This window comes from Lysobacter zhanggongensis, assembly GCF_046638635.1.
Taxonomy (GTDB): domain Bacteria; phylum Pseudomonadota; class Gammaproteobacteria; order Xanthomonadales; family Xanthomonadaceae; genus Novilysobacter; species Novilysobacter luteus.
Genome location: NZ_JBJXHK010000050.1, coordinates 1 through 16843, shown reverse-complemented (window position 1 = coordinate 16843; position 16843 = coordinate 1). Strand labels below are relative to the sequence as shown.

10 protein-coding genes and 3 pseudogenes are annotated in these 16843 nt (G+C 70.1%); 9 read left to right on the top strand and 4 right to left on the bottom strand.

All coding sequences use genetic code 11. The features are described 5' to 3' along the window. Nucleotides 1-330, bottom strand: a pseudogene (locus ACKVMH_RS09430) (energy transducer TonB); the annotation flags it as partial. Next, the gene (gene gshB, locus ACKVMH_RS09425; RefSeq protein ID WP_412700095.1) at nt 327-1280 is read right to left on the bottom strand and encodes a glutathione synthase; all 954 of its coding nucleotides are present in this window, start codon (nt 1278-1280) and stop codon (nt 327-329) included. The gene gshB and the pseudogene ACKVMH_RS09430, both read right to left, overlap by 4 nt. 192 nt (nt 1281-1472) lie before the next feature. On the opposite strand from gshB, the gene pilG reads away from it, so the two are divergent. From pilG to ACKVMH_RS09390, 7 genes and pseudogenes are all read left to right on the top strand, one after another. Beyond that, entirely contained in the window at nt 1473-1871 is a 399-nt protein-coding gene (gene pilG, locus ACKVMH_RS09420; protein ID WP_215218681.1) for a twitching motility response regulator PilG, read from the top strand. Nucleotides 1872-1889: 18 nt separating this feature from the next. Beyond that, entirely contained in the window at nt 1890-2255 is a 366-nt protein-coding gene (locus ACKVMH_RS09415; RefSeq protein ID WP_215218680.1) for a response regulator, read from the top strand. 14 nt (nt 2256-2269) lie between these two features. After that, a pseudogene (locus tag ACKVMH_RS09410) lies at nt 2270-2815 on the top strand (chemotaxis protein CheW); the annotation flags it as partial. Between the two features lie 79 nt (nt 2816-2894). Then, nucleotides 2895-4916 carry a methyl-accepting chemotaxis protein gene (locus tag ACKVMH_RS09405; protein WP_412700094.1) on the top strand — a complete coding sequence of 674 codons (2022 nt, stop codon included), beginning with the start codon at nt 2895-2897 and terminating at the stop codon, nt 4914-4916. 85 nt (nt 4917-5001) lie between these two features. Further along, nucleotides 5002-11558, top strand: a pseudogene (locus ACKVMH_RS09400) (Hpt domain-containing protein). Continuing rightward, nucleotides 11548-13056 carry a chemotaxis protein CheB gene (locus ACKVMH_RS09395; RefSeq protein ID WP_412700093.1) on the top strand — a complete coding sequence of 503 codons (1509 nt, stop codon included), beginning with the start codon at nt 11548-11550 and terminating at the stop codon, nt 13054-13056. Before ACKVMH_RS09400 ends, ACKVMH_RS09395 begins: the two are co-directional and overlap by 11 nt. 23 nt (nt 13057-13079) lie before the next feature. Further along, nucleotides 13080-13586 (top strand): chemotaxis protein CheW, encoded by a 507-nt coding sequence (locus tag ACKVMH_RS09390; protein WP_412700092.1) that lies wholly within the window; start codon nt 13080-13082, stop codon nt 13584-13586. Between the two features lie 32 nt (nt 13587-13618). Here ACKVMH_RS09390 and ACKVMH_RS09385 read toward each other — a convergent pair whose 3' ends face one another. Further along, nucleotides 13619-14356 carry a 16S rRNA (uracil(1498)-N(3))-methyltransferase gene (locus ACKVMH_RS09385; RefSeq protein WP_412700091.1) on the bottom strand — a complete coding sequence of 246 codons (738 nt, stop codon included), beginning with the start codon at nt 14354-14356 and terminating at the stop codon, nt 13619-13621. Then, nucleotides 14347-15750, bottom strand: a complete 1404-nt coding sequence (gene bioA, locus ACKVMH_RS09380; protein WP_412700096.1) for an adenosylmethionine--8-amino-7-oxononanoate transaminase — start codon at nt 15748-15750, stop codon at nt 14347-14349. Before bioA ends, ACKVMH_RS09385 begins: the two co-directional genes overlap by 10 nt. 92 nt (nt 15751-15842) lie before the next feature. Between bioA and nudE the strand changes: the two genes are divergently transcribed. Next, nucleotides 15843-16388 carry an ADP compounds hydrolase NudE gene (nudE, locus tag ACKVMH_RS09375; RefSeq protein ID WP_412700090.1) on the top strand — a complete coding sequence of 182 codons (546 nt, stop codon included), beginning with the start codon at nt 15843-15845 and terminating at the stop codon, nt 16386-16388. Continuing rightward, the coding region (locus tag ACKVMH_RS09370) for a 3'(2'),5'-bisphosphate nucleotidase CysQ family protein (RefSeq protein ID WP_412700089.1) at nt 16385-16843 on the top strand (459 nt) is incomplete at its 3' end. The genes nudE and ACKVMH_RS09370, both read left to right, overlap by 4 nt.

Genomic DNA, 16843 nt, shown 5'->3' with positions numbered 1-16843 from the left:
CGGCGACTGCGCGCGCAGTTCGCGCGGCGCGACCCCGCTGGTGGCCTGCGGCAGCGGGCCCGACTGGGTGTCGCGCGGGCGGCTGCTCTTGTCATGCTCGCCGCCGCCCTGGTTGTTCGCCTGTGCGAGGAAGTCGGCCTGCGCGGGCGTCAGTTCGGTGGAGGTCCGGGTCAGGATGACGTCCAGCGTCGGCACTACGGGTGCCGCGCTTTCCACCGCGAAGCCGACGCCGAGCAGCACGATACCGTGCACCAGCAGTGACAGCACCGTGGTGGCGGTCAGTCGCTGGCCCTCGTCGATGCCGGCCGCGGGTGCCACCAACGTGCTCATCGTGCCCCGGCGCGGGCTTCGATCACGTCGAACAGGTCGGCGCAGATGTTGAGCCCGAACTGTGCGTCCAGCTCGCGGATGCAGGTCGGACTGGTGACGTTGACTTCGGTCAGCCAGTCGCCGATCACGTCCAGGCCGACGAACAGCATCCCGCGCGCCTTCATTTCCGGCCCGACCTGGGCGGCGATCCAGCGGTCGCGGTCGGTGAGCGGGCGGCCCTCGCCACGCCCGCCCACGGCAAGGTTGCCGCGGAAGTCGTCGCCCTGCGGGATGCGCGCCAGGCAGTAGTCGACCGGTTCGCCGTCGACCAGCAGGATCCGCTTGTCGCCACCGGTGATCTCCGGCAGGTAGCGCTGCGCCATCGCCAGGCTTTGCCCGCCCTGGGTCAGGGTCTCCAGGATCACGTTGGCGTTGGCGTCACCGTGGGACAGGCGGAAGATCGACCGCCCGCCCATGCCGTCGAGCGGCTTGAGCACCGTATCGCCGTGCTCGGCCACGAACGCCTTGAGGTCGGCCGCGCGGCGGGTGACCAGTGTCGGCGGGCAGCATTGCGGGAACAGCAGCGCGGCGAGCTTCTCGTTGTAGTCGCGCAGGCCCTGCGGGTCGTTGACCACCAGCGCCCCGGCGCGCGCGGCCAGGCTCAGCACCTGGGTGTCGTGGATGAACTCGCTGTCCACCGGCGGGTCCTTGCGCATCAGCACGACGTGGCCGGGGCCAAGCTCCAGCCGGGCGGGGGCGCCCAGGTCGAACCAGTGGGCCGGATCGTCGGCCACCGACAGCGGCGCGACCGTTGCCACCGCGCGGCCGGCATCCACCGCCAGGCCGCCCGGGTCCACGTACCAGAGCCGGTGGCCGCGCCGTTGCGCTTCCAGCAACATCGCGAACGTGGAGTCCTTGGCGATCCGGATCGACCCGATCGGGTCCATCACGACGACGATGTCGAGCGGCATGGCGGCTCTGCGCGGGGGGGAACGCGGCGATGGTAGCAGGCGTCCCACGGCCACCTTGGCGACCGCGATCGCATTCATGTTCGTCAGCAACGCTTGCCGAGCTTGACAGCGCACCCGCGGCTTGGAATAAAGGCAACCACGCGACGCGCCGGGGATTCCGCGTCGGCGCTTCGCAACAGGGGACACTGGAACATGCAGGACGAGGGTCGCAACGGCAGCCTCGATGGGTTGCGAGTCATGGTTATCGATGACTCCAAGACCATCCGCCGTACCGCTGAAACGTTGCTCAAGCGCGAGGGTTGCTCGGTGGTCACCGCCACCGACGGGTTCGAGGCATTGGCCAAGATCGCCGACCAGCAGCCGCAGATCATCTTCGTCGACATCATGATGCCGCGCCTGGATGGCTACCAGACCTGCGCGCTGATCAAGAACAACCAGATTTTCAAGAGCACACCGGTCATCATGCTGTCGTCGAAGGATGGCCTTTTCGACAAGGCGCGGGGCCGGATCGTCGGTTCCGAGCAGTACCTGACCAAGCCATTCACGCGCGAGGAACTCCTCGACGCGATCCGCACGCACGTCAACGCCTGACCGGGGGGTAGGGCACCAATGGCACGTATTCTTCTGATCGAGGACTCGCCGACCGATACGGCGGTCCTGACCCAATTGCTCGAGCGCAACGGCCACGACGTACTGGCCTCGGGAAGCGCCGAGGACGGCATCGACGTGTGCCGCCGCGAGCAGCCCGACCTGGTCCTGATGGACGTGATCCTGCCGGGCATGAACGGCTTCCAGGCCACCCGCGCGCTGTCGCGGGATGACGAGACCAAGGCCATCCCCGTGCTGATCGTCAGCACCAAGGGCATGGAGACCGACAAGGCGTGGGGCCTGCGCCAGGGCGCGAAGGACTACATCGTCAAGCCGCCACGCGAAGACGAGCTGATCGCACGCATCAACGCGCTGCTGGGGTCGTGAGCGGTTCCCACGCCATGACGTCCGCACCCTTTGACGTACTGGTCGACTACGAGCGCCGCAGCCTGGCGCACGTGGCCGGCCTGCCCGAGCAGCTCGACGCCCCGGGCCTGTGGCGCGGGGTCGGCTACCGCATCGGCGCCCGCCGGCTGGCATCGGACTTCGGCGAGGTGCTGGAAATCCTGCCGTTGCCGCAGGTCACCCCGGTCCCCGGCGCGCAGCCCTGGATGCTCGGGCTGGCCAACGTCCGTGGCAGCCTGCTGCCGATCGTCGACCTCAAGCAGTTCCTCGAGGGCGAGCGCACGGTCCTGCACGAGAGCCAGCGCATCCTGCTGGTCCGACAGCCGGGCGGCGACGTCGCGGTGCTGATCGACGAACTCCACGGCCAGCGCAGCTTCAACGAGCAGCACCTGCTGCCTCCCGGCGACGAGGCCGCCGCCGGCCTGGCCGACGGCCGCTACAGCCATTTCATCGACCGGGCCTACCGCCTGGACGGCACCGCCTGGGGCATCTTCAGCCTCGAGCGGCTCGCCCGCACGCCCGAATTCAGACAGGCCGCGTCCGACATGACGCGGCCCGATCCCCGTACCAACGCGCCCTACACCGGTCCCGCCGGCGTCAGCACCACACTCGAGGTCGAACATGAGCACTGAGATGAATTCCGTCGCCGGGAAGGCCCGCAACGTCGGGGTCAACACCTGGTTGATCCTGTTGGGACTGTCGGTGCTGGTGTTCGGCCTGAACACCGGTTACGCCACATGGAAGGCCGCCCGCCTGGGCGGCGCAAGCGCTTCGGCCTCGGCATTGCAGGTGCAGTCGCAGCAGCTGGCGGTCCAGGGCCAAGGCGCGGTGGGCGGCGACCCGGCGGCCTTCGCGGCCTTCAAGAACACCCAGGCGCAGATCGACGACAACGTCAACGACCTCAACGCCAACTTCGGCCAGACGACCGGCGTCGCCGGACCGATCCGCACCGTCTCCCAGACCTGGGCGCCGCTCGACAAGAGCGCCGAGCAGCTGATCGCGAGTGAGGCCGCGGTACTGGGCCTGGCCGAGAACGCCGAGAACTTCACCAGCCGCGTGCCGCAGTTGCAGGCCAGCCTCGACGAGCTGGTCCGCGCGATGTCCACCAGCGGCTCGCCTTCCTCGCAGGTCTACTACGCCCTGCGCCAGGTCGTGCTGTCGGGCACCATGGCCCGCCGCGTGACCGAGATCCGCGCCGGTGGCGCGGGTGCCGCCGCGGCCGGCGAAGGCCTGGTGCGCGACGTGGCGATCTTCGACAACGTGCTGACCGGCCTGCGCAACGGCGACGAGGCCACCGGCATCAACGCCCTGTCCAACTCCGGTGCGCTGTCGGCCCTCGGCCAGGCCGAGACCCTGTGGCAGGAGATGAAGACCGACGTCGACGCGATCCTGTCGAGCTCGCAGAACCTGTTCCGCGCGCAGGCCGCGGCGGACGCGATCACCTCCGGCTCCGACAAGCTGCTGGCCGACAGCCGCTCGCTGTTCGACTCGTTCACCGCGTTCGGCTCGCTGAAGGACACCAGCATCCTCGGCAACCTGTGGATCTCGATCATCTCCGGCGCGCTCGCGCTGCTGGCGATCGTCGGCTTGCTGGTGTCGCTCAACCGCCAGCAGCAGGCGCGCTACCAGACCACCAAGGAACTCAACGACCGCAACCAGGAGGCGATCATGCGCCTGCTGGACGAAATGGGCTCGCTCGCGGAAGGTGACCTGACCGTGAAGGCGACCGTGACCGAGGACATGACCGGCGCGATCGCGGACTCCATCAACTTCGCCGTCGAGCAGCTGCGCAGCCTGGTGCAGACGATTACCGACACCTCGGTGCAGGTGGCGTCCAGCGCGCAGGAAACGCAGGCAACCGCCATGCACCTGGCCGAGGCGGCGGAACACCAGGCGCAGGAGATCACCTCCGCCTCCGACCGCATCAGCGAAATCGCGGCCAGCATCGACCAGGTCTCGAAGAACTCCGCCGAATCCGCGGACGTGGCGCAGCGCTCGGTGCAGATCGCGACGGCCGGTGCCGGCGTCGTGCGCCAGACGATCCAGGGCATGGACAACATCCGCGACCAGATCCAGGAAACCTCCAAGCGCATCAAGCGTCTGGGTGAGTCCTCGCAGGAAATCGGCTCGATCGTTGAACTGATCAACGACATCTCCGAGCAGACCAACATCCTGGCGCTGAACGCGGCCATCCAGGCGGCATCGGCCGGTGAGGCCGGCCGCGGGTTCGCGGTGGTGGCCGACGAAGTGCAGCGCCTCGCGGAACGCTCGTCCAACGCGACCAAGCGAATCGAATCGCTGGTGCAGACCATTCAGGCCGATACCAACGAAGCCGTCAGCTCGATGGAGCAGACGACCTCCGAGGTGGTCGCCGGTGCGCGACTGGCCGAGGACGCGGGTACGGCGCTGGGCGAGATCGAAAAGGTGTCGTCCGACCTGTCGGGCCTCATCCAGGGCATCTCGTCGGCTGCGCAGCAGCAGTCCGGTGCGGCGGCCAACATCACCCAGACGATGCACACCATCCAGCAGATCACCTCGCAGACCACCCAGGGCGCCAACCAGACCGCACAGTCGATTGGAAACCTGGCGCAGCTCGCCGCCGACCTCCGTCGTTCGGTGGCCGACTTCAAGCTGCCGGCTTGAGGCGCGGATTGGATCGATCGATGAACTGCCTGACCCCCGGCCGACGCTGCCCATGGCACGGCTCCGCTGATCGGCGGGGTGGATGATGACCGTGATGCGCGACGCAATCGACACCACCACGCTCGGCTGGATCAAGCCCGAACTCGACGAGACCCTGCGCCAGGCGCGGCAGGAGATCGAGTCCTACGTCGAGGCGCCGGACGATGCGGACCGGATGCGCGCCTGCGCCCGGCACCTGCACCAGGTGCACGGCACGCTGCGCATGGTCGAGCTGTATGCCCCGGCGATGGTGGCCGAGGAGATGGAGCGCCTCGCCCTGGCGCTGGTGCACGGCGAGATCGCCGACCGCGACGACGCCTGCGCGATGCTCATGCGTGGCGCCGTGCAACTGCCCGATTACCTCGAGCGGCTGCAGGGCGGTCATCGCGACATCCCGATCGTGCTGTTGCCGCTGCTCAACGAGTTGCGCGCGACCCGTGGCGAATCCGGTCTCAATGAGAGCGTGCTGTTCGCGCCCGACCTCGACCGTCCGTTGCCGACCCACCTGCCGGCCCCGGTCGCGGTGGCCACGACGATCCGCNGCGCGCGACCCGTGGCGAATCCGGTCTCAATGAGAGCGTGCTGTTCGCGCCCGACCTCGACCGTCCGTTGCCGACCCACCTGCCGGCCCCGGTCGCGGTGGCCACGACGATCCGCAGCGGTGCGCGCCCGGCCAGCCCCGGGCTTGCAGCCTTGCGCCACGCCCTCAGCCAGTGGCCCGAGGACGGTGCGCCGTCCGATGCGGCGCAGCTGGCCAGCGTGGTCGACAGCCTGCTGTCGGAAGTCGCGGTCGAGCCCCTGCGGCGCATGCTGTGGGTGGCCGCGTCGGTCGCCGGCGCATTGCGCGACGGCGCCCTGGCGCCCACGCGCACGCTGCGCCAGGCATTTGGTGGCGTCGAGCGGGAAGCCCGCAACGTCCTCGAGGACACCGGCTTCAGCGCGCCCGACAGCGAGCCCAACGCCGAGCCGACGCGCCAGTTGCTGTACCACGTCGCCCACGCGCAGGGGAGCCATCCCGCGCTGGACGACCTGCGTCGCACCTTCGAGCTGGATGCCCAGCTGCCGAGCGAATCGGAGATCGAACACGCCCGCGGCAGCCTGAGCGGCCGCAACCGTGCGCTGCTCGACACCGTGTCGGCCGCGATCAAGGAAGACCTGCTGCGGGTCAAGGATGCGCTGGACCTGCACCTGCGCACCGGTAGCACCGACGTCGGTGGCCTGCGTCCGCAGGTCGAGGCGCTCGGCCGCGTCAGCGACACCCTGGGCATGATGGGCCTGGGCATCGCCCGCGGCGTGGTGCTGCAGCAACGCGATGCCATGCACGAGATCGTGGCCGGCCAGCGCGCCGCCGACGAGTCGGTGCTGCTCGACGTCGCCGGTGCACTGCTCTACGTCGACGCCTCGCTGGATGAGCAGGTCTCCCGCCTGGGCCTGTCGGACGACCGTGCCGACGAGGATCTGCTGGCGAGCGAGTCGCGCAAGGTGCTCGAAGTCGTCGTCCGCGAGGCGATCGCCAACTTCGGCGACGCGCGCCAGTCCTTCGTCGCCTTCGTCGAGACCAACTGGGATCACGCCGAGCTGGTCGAGATCCCGCGCCTGCTCGACGAGGTCGGCGGTGCGCTGCGCATCCTCGACCTGCACCTGCCGGCGGATTACCTGTCGGGCGTCAAGCGCTACACCGAGGTCGAGCTGATCGGCCGCAAGCGCGTCCCCAACGGCCAGCAGCTCGACACCATGGCCGATGCGCTGGCCAGCGTGGAGTACTACCTGGAGGCGCTGCGCGAGCAGCGGCCCAACCGCGACCGCATCCTGGAGATCGCGCGCCAGAGCCTGGAGTCGCTCGGCTACTGGCCGCTGCCGCCCGAAGCGCAGGTCGGCCAGCCGGCTGAATCCTCGCCGCTGTCGGTCGAGGACGAGAACCTTGCGGCTGCCGCGCTGGACATGGCCTCCAGCAGCATCCCCGTGCCGTCACCCTCGCCGGCCGCACCGTCGCCGGCCGCGCCGGCACCCCCGGCGGTCGAGCGCCCGGCCGACGCACCGGTGTCCAGCGCGGCCGTCACGTCCGTGGTCGAACTGGCGCTCGGCGGCTTCGAGCAGAGCGACGACATCGACGACGAGATCCGCGAGGTGTTCCTCGAGGAGCTCGAGGAAGAGATCGGCAACCTGGGCCCGATGCTGGACGCCTGGCGTCGCAGTCCGGACAACCTGGAGCAGCTGCGTTCCATCCGACGCGTCTTCCACACCCTGAAGGGCAGCGGCCGGCTGGTCGGCGCCCGGACGCTGGGCGAGTTCAGCTGGAAGATCGAGAACATGCTCAACCGCGTGCTCGATGGCAGCCGCTCCGCCAGTCCGGCGGTGGTGGCGATCGTCGACGACGCGCATGCCGCATTGCCGGGCCTGCACGCCGCGCTGCAGGGCAGCGGAACCGTGCAGGCCGACCTGGCCGGTATCGAGGCCGTGGCCGACCGCATCGCGGCGGGCGAGGAAGCGTTCTACGTCGCGCCCGAGCCGGCACCGGTCGTGTCCGATCCCGCGCCGGTCGAAGAGGTTCCGGTAGAGACCGTCGCCGAGGAGGCGCCTGCCCCCGCTCCGGTGGAGATACCCGGGTCCGCTGCGTTCGACCAGCCGGCCGAACTCCCGGCCTCCGATTTCTCGACCGAAGTGGACGAAGGCGGCATCCCGGCCTCGGTCGACCCGGTGCTGCTGGAGATCCTCGGATCGGAGGTCACCGGTCACCTGGCCACGATCGACCAGTGGCTGGCGACCAGCCGCTCCGCACCGCAGCCGGCGGACGACCGCCTGCAGCGCGCCATCCATACCCTCAATGGCGCCTTCGCGATGACGGAGGTGCCGGTGATCACCGACATCACCGGCCCCGCGGAAACCTACGTCAAGCGCCTTCTCGCCGCTGGCCAGGCCCCGAGCGAGGACGGCGTGGCCGCGATCGGCGCGGTGGCGGGCGCCGTGGCCAGCACCCTGGCCGCGTTGCAGTCCGCCTCGCCGAGGATTCCCGAGTTCCACGGCCTGTCGGCCCGGATGCAGGCCCTGCGCGACACCCTGCCGGCGTCCCAGATGCCGATGCCGGGCGACGACCTCGATGTCCCGCTCCCGACCCGCCGCACCAGCGGCGTCTCGGTGGTCGACCTGACCCCGTTCGCCGGGCTCGAAGCCTCGGAAGAAGCGACCGGCGTGGACGCCGCGCAGGCCGACGCCGCGAATGCAGAGGCACAGCGCGCCGAGACCGAGCGTCTCGAAGCCGAGTGCGTCGAAGCACAGCGTCTCGAAGCAGAGCGTCTCGAAGCAGAGCGCGTCGAAGCCGAACGACTTGAAACCGAACGGGCTGAAGCCGAACGTGCTGAAGCCGAACGTGCTGAAGCCGAACGTGCTGAAGCGGCGCGAGTCGAAGCCGAGCGCGCGGAAGCCGAGCGTCTCGAGGCCGAACGTGCCGAGGCCGAACGTCTCGAGGCCGAACGTCTCGAGGCAGAGCGTCTCGAGGCAGAGCGTCTCGAGGCAGAGCGTCTCGAGGCAGAGCGTCTCGAGGCAGAGCGCCTCGAAGCAGAACGTGTCGAGGCCGAGCGTCTCGAATCCGAGCGTCTCGAGGCAGAGCGCTTCGAAGCCGGACGTCTCGAAGCCGAACGTATCGAAGCACGGCGCATCGAAGCCGAGCGTCTTGAAGCCGAGCTCCTGGCGGCCGAACGTCTCGAGGCCGAGCGGCTCGAGGCCGAGCAGCGCGAAGCCCAGCGCCTGGCGGAGGAAGAGGACGAGTACGCCCGTCTTGAAGCCGAGTACGCCGAAGCCGACCGCGTCGCGCGCGAGCAGGCAGAGGCCGCCCAGTCGGCCGTCGAAGCGGCGATGGGCGCTTCAACAACCGGCAGCGCGAGCGTCGATGCAACAGAAGCCGACAGCATTGTCGAAACCGCTGTCGAGGCCTCGTCCGAACTCGCCGAAGCGGAGTTGGAATCGCAACCCGAGCCCGAACCCGAACCCGAGGTCGAAGCCGACCCCGAACCCGAACCCGAATTCGTGGCCGAAGTCGCCCCCGAGTCCGAGCCGGAACCCGAAGTCGGCCCCGAAGCCGCACCCGAACCAGAGCCTGCCCTCGACAGCGCGGTCGCGGCCCTGCTCGCGTCAAGCCTCGTCGACGTCCAGGATCCGGATGAAGAACTGGATGTGTCGGACCTCGATCCGGAGCTGGTCGACATCTTCGTCGAGGAAGGCGGCGACCTCCTCGACCATTCCGACGGTCTCCTGGCCCAGTTGCGCGAGACCCCCGAGGAGCGCGAGGCGCTCGTCGGCCTGCAGCGCGACCTGCACACCCTGAAGGGTGGCGCCCGCATGGCCGGCATCATGGCGGTCGGCGAGCTCGGCCATGTCATGGAGTCGCTGCTGGAGGCGGTGGTGGACCAGCGTTGCGAACTCGGCACCGATGGCGTGCCGCTGCTCGAGCGTGGTTTCGACCGCCTGCACGCGATGGTGACCCGCGTTGGCGACCGTCGCGCAATCGCGATGCCGGACATGCTGATCGCCGAGTTCGACGCGCGCTCGCGCGGGCAATCGCTGCTGCGCCAGCGCGCCGGGACCCCGGCTGTATCGGCACCGACCGTGGTGGAGGCGCCGGCTGCGGCGGCCGAACCGGTCGCGTCGCATCCGGTGGCGACCGCCCCCGTGGCCAGGGCACCCGAATCCACGGCCGTGGCCGGTTTGGCCCCGCTGTCGGCACCGATCGACGACAGCCAGCCGGGCGACGAGGACGACATCGGCGTGCGTGCGCCGCAGGAGCAGGTGCGTATCCGCGCCGACCTGCTCGACCGCCTGGTCAACTACGCCGGCGAGGTGGCGATCTACCGCGCCCGCCTGGAGCAGCAGCTGGGTGCGTTCCGTGGCGCGATCGCCGAAATGGCGGCCACCAACACCCGCATGCGCGACCAGTTGCGTCGCCTGGAGATGGAAACCGAGGCGCAGATCGTCGCCCGCTACCAGCGCGAAGGCGAGGATGGCGAGCAGGCGTTCGATCCGCTCGAGCTCGACCGCTTCTCCAACCTGCAGCAGCTGTCGCGCGCGCTGACCGAGTCCGCGGCCGACCAGAACAGCCTGCAGCTGACCCTTGACGACCTGACCCGCCAGTACGAAACGCTGCTGCTCCAGCAGTCGCGCGTGAGTTCGGAACTGCAGGAAGGCCTCATGCGCACCCGCATGGTGCCGTTCGATGCCCTGCTGCCGCGCCTGCGCCGTGTCATCCGCCAGGCGTCCGGCGAGCTCGGCAAGCAGGTCGCGCTCAAGCTGGACGGCTCGCAGGGTGAGCTGGACCGCAACGTGCTTGAGCGCATGACCGCGCCGCTGGAGCACATGCTGCGCAACTCCGTCGCGCACGGCATCGAGCTGCCCGAGGAGCGCAAGCGCGCCGGCAAGGCCGAGGAAGGCAGCGTCCGCATCGCGATCCGTCGCGAAGGTTCGGAGGTCGTGTTGGAAGTGGCCGACGATGGTCGTGGCCTCAACCGCGAGGCGATCCGTCGCCGCGGCGAGGAGCGCGGGCTGGTGCGTCCGGACGCGGTGCTCGGCGACTCCGACCTGGATGCGCTGATCCTCGAGCCGGGCTTCTCCACCGCCGATGCGGTCAGCCGGCTTGCCGGTCGCGGCGTCGGCATGGACGTGGTCGCCAGCGAAGTCCGCCAGCTGGGCGGCTCGCTCGACATCCGCTCCACCCCGGGCCAGGGCGTGCGCTTCACCTTGCGCCTGCCGCAGACGCTGGCAGTCACCCAGGCCGTCTTCGTCCGCATCAACGAGACCACCTTCGCCGTGCCGATCGCGTCGGTCCGTGGTGTCGGCCGCATCGCCCGCGAAGACCTGGTCGATGCCGATGGCAACCCGCGCGAATCGACCTACCGCTACGGCGGCGAGGACTACGCGGTACACGACCTCGGCCAGCTGGTCGGGCAGGGCACGGCAAAGGCCGAGGGCCACCTGCAGATGCCGGTGCTGCTGATCCGCTCCGGCGACCTGCATGCGGCGGTCACCGTCGACCAGGTGATCGGCAACCGCGAAATCGTGGTCAAGCCGGTCGGTCCGCAGGTCGCCTCGGTGCCGGGCATCTTCGGCGCGACGATCATGGGTGACGGCCGCGTGGTCGTGATCCTCGACGTGGCCCCGCTGGTCCGCCGCCAGGCCGTGCTCCCGCGCGAGATGCGCAGCGTCGCGGCGCCGGTGGTCGAGCACCGCCAGGTCCCGCTGGTGATGGTGGTCGACGACTCGGTCACCATGCGCAAGGTCACGGGCCGCGTGCTGGAGCGCAACAACTTCGAGGTCGCGACCGCAAAGGATGGCGTCGATGCGCTTGAGCGGATGGTCGACGTGGTACCCGACCTGATGCTGCTGGACATCGAGATGCCGCGGATGGACGGCTACGAGCTGGCCACCCAGATGAAGGCCGACCCGCGTTTGCGCAACGTGCCGATCGTGATGATCACCTCGCGTACCGGCGACAAGCACCGCCAGCGCGCGATGGACATCGGCGTCGACCGCTACCTCGGCAAGCCGTACCAGGAGCCCGAGCTGATGCGCAACGTGTTCGAGCTGCTCGGGATCGAGCGTCGCCATGTCGGCTGAAGCCCTGCGGGTTGTCCTGCTGGCGCGCCCTGGCGTGGCCCGTGAGCGCCTGCGCGGCGTGATGGACGAGGCCGGCGTCGAGCGTGTGCTCGAGGCCGACCCGACGGAGCTGGAGCTGGCCGCCCTGCTCGCCGCGTCGCCGCGCGCGGTGCTGGTCGCGCTGGACCCGGCGACCGAGGACGTACTGGACCGGTTCGACGAGGTCCTGTTCGACCCCGGCGTCGACGTGATCTACGAGGAGGCCGACCTGGCCGCGACGCGCGAGGGCTGGGACATCGCCCGTTGGCAGCGCCACCTGGTGGCCAAGCTGCAGCGCCATGGCGATGTCCTGCCGCCGGGTCGCGAGCCCGACGACCAGCCCGCCGCGGCAATGCCCGGCGAGTCCGAGATCGTGGACGCTGTGGCCTTTTCCGAGCCGCCCAGCGCGTCAGTGGCCGAAGCGCTGGAGATCAGCGTCGAGGTCCCGTCCGGTGTCGGCGTCGAGCACGAGCCGTTGCCCGCGCCCGAGGAAGCGCCGACGACCACGATGGAAGTGTCGTTCGCGCCAATGGCCGGCGAAGCCAACCCGTTTGATCCGGTGCTCGCCGAGAGCATGGGCGCGGACGATGCGGCCGGCTTCGATGATGCCTTCCTGTCCGAGTTCGCCGCGGCCAGCGAGCTGAACCCCGACGCGTCCCCAGCGCTCGAGACCGATGCGTTCGACCCGGCCGTTGAGGCGTCGCTGGCCGAGGAGGGGTTCGACCAAGTGGTCCTGGACGCCGGTGTCGACTCCGACGTCGACGGCCCGGCGTCTGCCCAAGTCGCCGTCGTTGCACCCGCGACAACCATCGATTTCAGCAACTTGAGCCTCGACGACGGTGGCGAGGTGGCCAACACCGCGTCCGCCATCGACGACCACCGGTTCCGCCGTGACCTGGACGACCTCGACCAGCGGATCTCGCACCTCTCACTCGTCGACGACACCCCGCAGCGTGGCCCCGAGCAGGCGCGCGGTGCGGTGGTGGTGCTGGCCGGTATCGGCGGGCCGGATGCGGTGCGTCAGTTGCTGGGCGCCCTGCCGGCGGGCTTTCCCCGTCCCGTGCTGATCCAGCAACGCCTCGACGGCGCGCGCCATGACAGGCTCGTGGCGCAGATGCAGCGGGCGACTTCCATCCCGGTGAAGCTGGCCGAGGCCGGTGCCGCCGCCGACGCCGCCACCATCTACATCCTGCCGGCGGAAGTCGGCATCGAGGCCGGTGATGGGGGCCTGCGCTTCAACCAGAGCGGTGACGTGCTGTCGCAGCTCCCGTCCGCCGACAGCGCGGTCCTGCTGCTCAGTGGCAGCGATGCGACGCAGGTCGATGCCGTCATGAACCACAGCTGGGCAGGTGCGCTCGTGGCCGGGCAGGCGGCCGATGGCTGTTACGACGCCGCCGCCCCGAACGCCCTGGCCGCCCGCGGCGGTGATACCGCGCCGCCGCCCCGGATCGCCCAACTGCTGTCCGAGCGCTGGGCCTGACGGCCGCGCCGAGGAATCACGACATGTCCAACACTCTCCAATCCCCCCTGACTGGCGATGCTGGCGTCGATGCCGATGCCGACATCCGCGGGGTGCTGATCCAGTTGGCCGGTGCACGGCTGCTGCTGCCCAACGCGACCATCGCCGAGGTGCTCTCCTACGCCGAGCCCGAACCGGTGGAGAACGCCCCGGCCTGGCTGCTCGGGCGCATCCGCTGGCGTGGCTGGCAGTTGCCGCTGGTGTCTTTCTCGCGCCTGGCCGGCATTGCCGACGAACAGGGCGGCCTGGGCAGCAAGGTGCTGGTGTTCAAGGCGCTGGGCGGTACTTCGCCGACCCCGTTCTTCGCGATGCTGACCCAAGGCTTCCCGCGCCTGGTCACCGTGTCGCGCGCCGGCCTGCTGGTCGAGGAGACCGAGAACCTGCCGGCGGCCGTCACCGCAAAGGTCATGCTCAACCAGGACGACGCCTACGTGCCGGACCTGGAAGCGATCGAGCAGCTGATCGCCGACGCGCTCGCCGAAGTCGCGTAAAGCACGTAAGCCGCCGGTCGTCCCGGGGCGACTCAGCACAGATCGCCGAAGCGCGCCTGCAGGGCCGCGATCGCCGCCAGTCCGGCGGTTTCCGTCCGAAGGATGCGCGGCCCCAGGCGCAGCCCTTGGAAGCCGGCGGCATGCAGTTGCTCGCGGTCAAGCGGCGACCATCCACCCTCAGGCCCGACCGCCAGGTACACCGGCTGGCCGGCCTCGGCCGCCAGCGTTGGCAGCGCGAGCCCGCCCGCGGGATCCAGCAACAACCGCAGGCCACCTGCGGGCAAACCGTCCAGCGCGGCGGCGAGCGGAGCGGGCGGCGAGACCGTGGGCACCCGTGCGCGTCCGCTCTGTTCGCAGCCGGCGGCCACCACGCTTCGCCAGTGGGCCAGCCGCTTGTCGGCCCGCGCTGCGTCCAGCTTGACCTCGCTGCGTTGCGAGCTCACGGGGATCACGTGGTCGACGCCGAGCTCGGTCGCCTTCTGCAGGATCAGGTCCATCTTCTCGCCGCGTGCGATGCCCTGCAGCAGCCCGATCCGCAGCGGCGATTCGCGGTCGACCGCGGTTGCCTCGCCGATGCGGACGAGGACCTCGCGCTTGCCGACCGACGCCACCGTCGCGGCGCGGTCGAAGCCGTCGCCATTGAACAGCACGCATGCGTCCCCGGGCCCCAGCCGGAGCACGCGGGTGAGGTGCCCCGCCGGTCCTTCCGGCAGCGCGACTTCAGCGCCGGGCGGCAACGGCAGGTCGACGTACAGCCGGGTCAGCCGCATGAGGCCTGCTCCGTCGCGATGTCGATGACCGCCGCGGTCGTCTCGGCCAAGAGCGCCAGCGCGTCGTCGTCGATGGTGTATGGCGGCATCCAGTAAAGGACGTCGCCCAGCGGACGCAGCAGCACGCCGCGGTCGAGCGCGGCGCGGTAGGCGTGCAGACCGACCCGCGCCGCGGCGTCGAACGGTGTAGCGCGGTTGCCGTCGCGTGCGAGTTCGAATGCCACGATCATGCCGGCCTGGCGGACGTCGGCGACATGCCGGTGCGCGGCCAGCGGCGCCGCCAGCGACGCCATCTTCTCGGCGGTGGCGCGGTTGCGTGCGACCACGTCGTCGGACGCGAAGATGTCCAGCGTGGCGAGTGCCGCCGCGCAGGCCAGCGGATTGCCGGTGTAGCTGTGCGAATGCAGGAAGGCCTTCTCGCGGGACGTGTCGAGGAAGCCGTCGTACAGTTCCTGGGTCGCCAGTACGGCGGCCAGGGGCAGGCTGCCCCCGGTGAGGCCCTTGGACAGGCACAGCAGGTCGGGGGCGATGCCGGCCTGCTCGCAGGCGAACATGGTGCCGGTGCGGCCGAACCCGACCGCGATCTCGTCGGCGATCAGGAAGATGCCGTGGACGTCGCACAGTTCCCGCACGCGCTTGAGGTAGACCGGGTCGTGCATGCGCATGCCACCGGCGCACTGCACGCGCGGCTCGAGGATCATCGCGCAGACCTCGCCAGCATGGTGGTCGAGCAGCCGCGCGAGCGCGTCGGCGGCGTCCTCGGCGTGGTCGGCGGCGTTCTGTCCGTCGCGTGCCAGGTACGCATCGGGCGAAGGGGTGAACAACGCTTCGCACAGCAGCGGCGCGTAGACCCGGCGGTACAGCGGCACGTCGCCGACCGCCAGCGCACCGAGCGTCTCCCCGTGGTAGCCACCCTCGAGTGCAACGAACTTGGTCCGGCGCGGCTCGCCGCGGTTGCGGAACCAGTGGAACGCCATCTTCAAGGCGACCTCGACCCCGGCCGAGCCGTTGTCGGCGTAGAACACCTTCGACAGCGGCGGCCGCGAGGGCTCCCGCGGTGCGATCGCCAGCAGGCGCTCGGCCAGTTCGACCGCCGGCGCGTGCGAGCAGCCGGCCAGGATCACGTGCTGCAGCGTGGTCGCCTGCGCGGCGATCGCCGCCCCGATGCGCGGCTCGGCGTGGCCGAACAGGTTGACCCACCAACTGCTCACCGCGTCGAGGTAGCGCCGGCCGTCGCGGCCGATCAGCCACGGTCCCTCGCCGCGCTCGATCGGCAGCAGGGGCAGGGTGTCGGGGTGCTCGCTCATCTGCGTGCACGGGTGCCAAAGCACCGCCAGGTCGCGGTCGCGCCAGGCCTCGGCGGACGAAGGGATGCGATGTTGCTCTGCTAGCATCGCGGCATCGTGACTGGTCTTCTGCATCCCGCCATTATCCCCTGTCGCCGGTCGCGCGGCCTGCCGGCACCCATGGCCGGGGAGCGCCGGCGATGAGCCGGGCGTTGCCGGTCATCCACCGGGTGGTCACCGAGGAGACCGGTCCGTACCGGGTCGACCATGTCGACCTGGAATTCAGCAACGGCGAGCGTCGCCAGTTCCAGCGCCTGCACGGTCGCGGACACGGTGCGGTGGTGGTCGTGCCGATGCTCGATGCGGAAACGGTGCTGCTGGTGCGCGAGTACGCCGCCGGCGTCCACCGCTACGAACTGGGGCTGGTGAAGGGCCGCATCGATGCCGGCGAGACGCCGCTGCAGGCGGCCGATCGCGAGCTCAAGGAAGAGGCCGGTTATGGGGCGCGCTCGCTGCTGGCGCTGCGTGAACTCACGCTGGCACCGACCTACATGAGCCACGTCACCCACCTCGTGCTGGCACGCGACCTGTACCCCGAGCGGCTGCCGGGCGACGAGCCAGAACCGCTGGAGCCGGTGCCGTGGAGGTTGGACGCGCTCGACCAGCTGATCCTGCGCGAGGATTTTTCCGAAGGCCGCAGCATCGCGGCGCTGTTCATTGCAAGGGAGTGGTTGCGAAACCAATGACGAACGACGTGACACTGCGCGAAGGCGCCATTGCGGTCGCGCGCGAAGCCGCCGGCAGGATCCTCGAGGTCTACGACAGCGAGTTCGCGGTCCGCCACAAGGACGACCGCTCGCCGCTCACCGCCGCCGACCTTGCCGCGCACCACTGCATCGTCGACGGCCTGGCACGGCTGGACGCCGGCATCCCGGTGCTGTCGGAGGAATCGGCGGGGATCACCACCGCGCAGCGCCGCGAGTGGTCGCGCTTCTGGCTGGTCGACCCGCTCGACGGCACGCGGGAGTTCGTCAAGCGCAACGGCGAGTTCACCGTCAACATTGCGCTGATCGAGGATGGCGTGGCGACTTTCGGCGTGGTGCAGTCACCGGTCAGCGGGGCGCTGTGGCACGGCGGCGCGGCGCTGGGCGCGTTCCGGCGCGACGGCGACGGCGATGACCGGCCGGTGTCGACGCGTCGG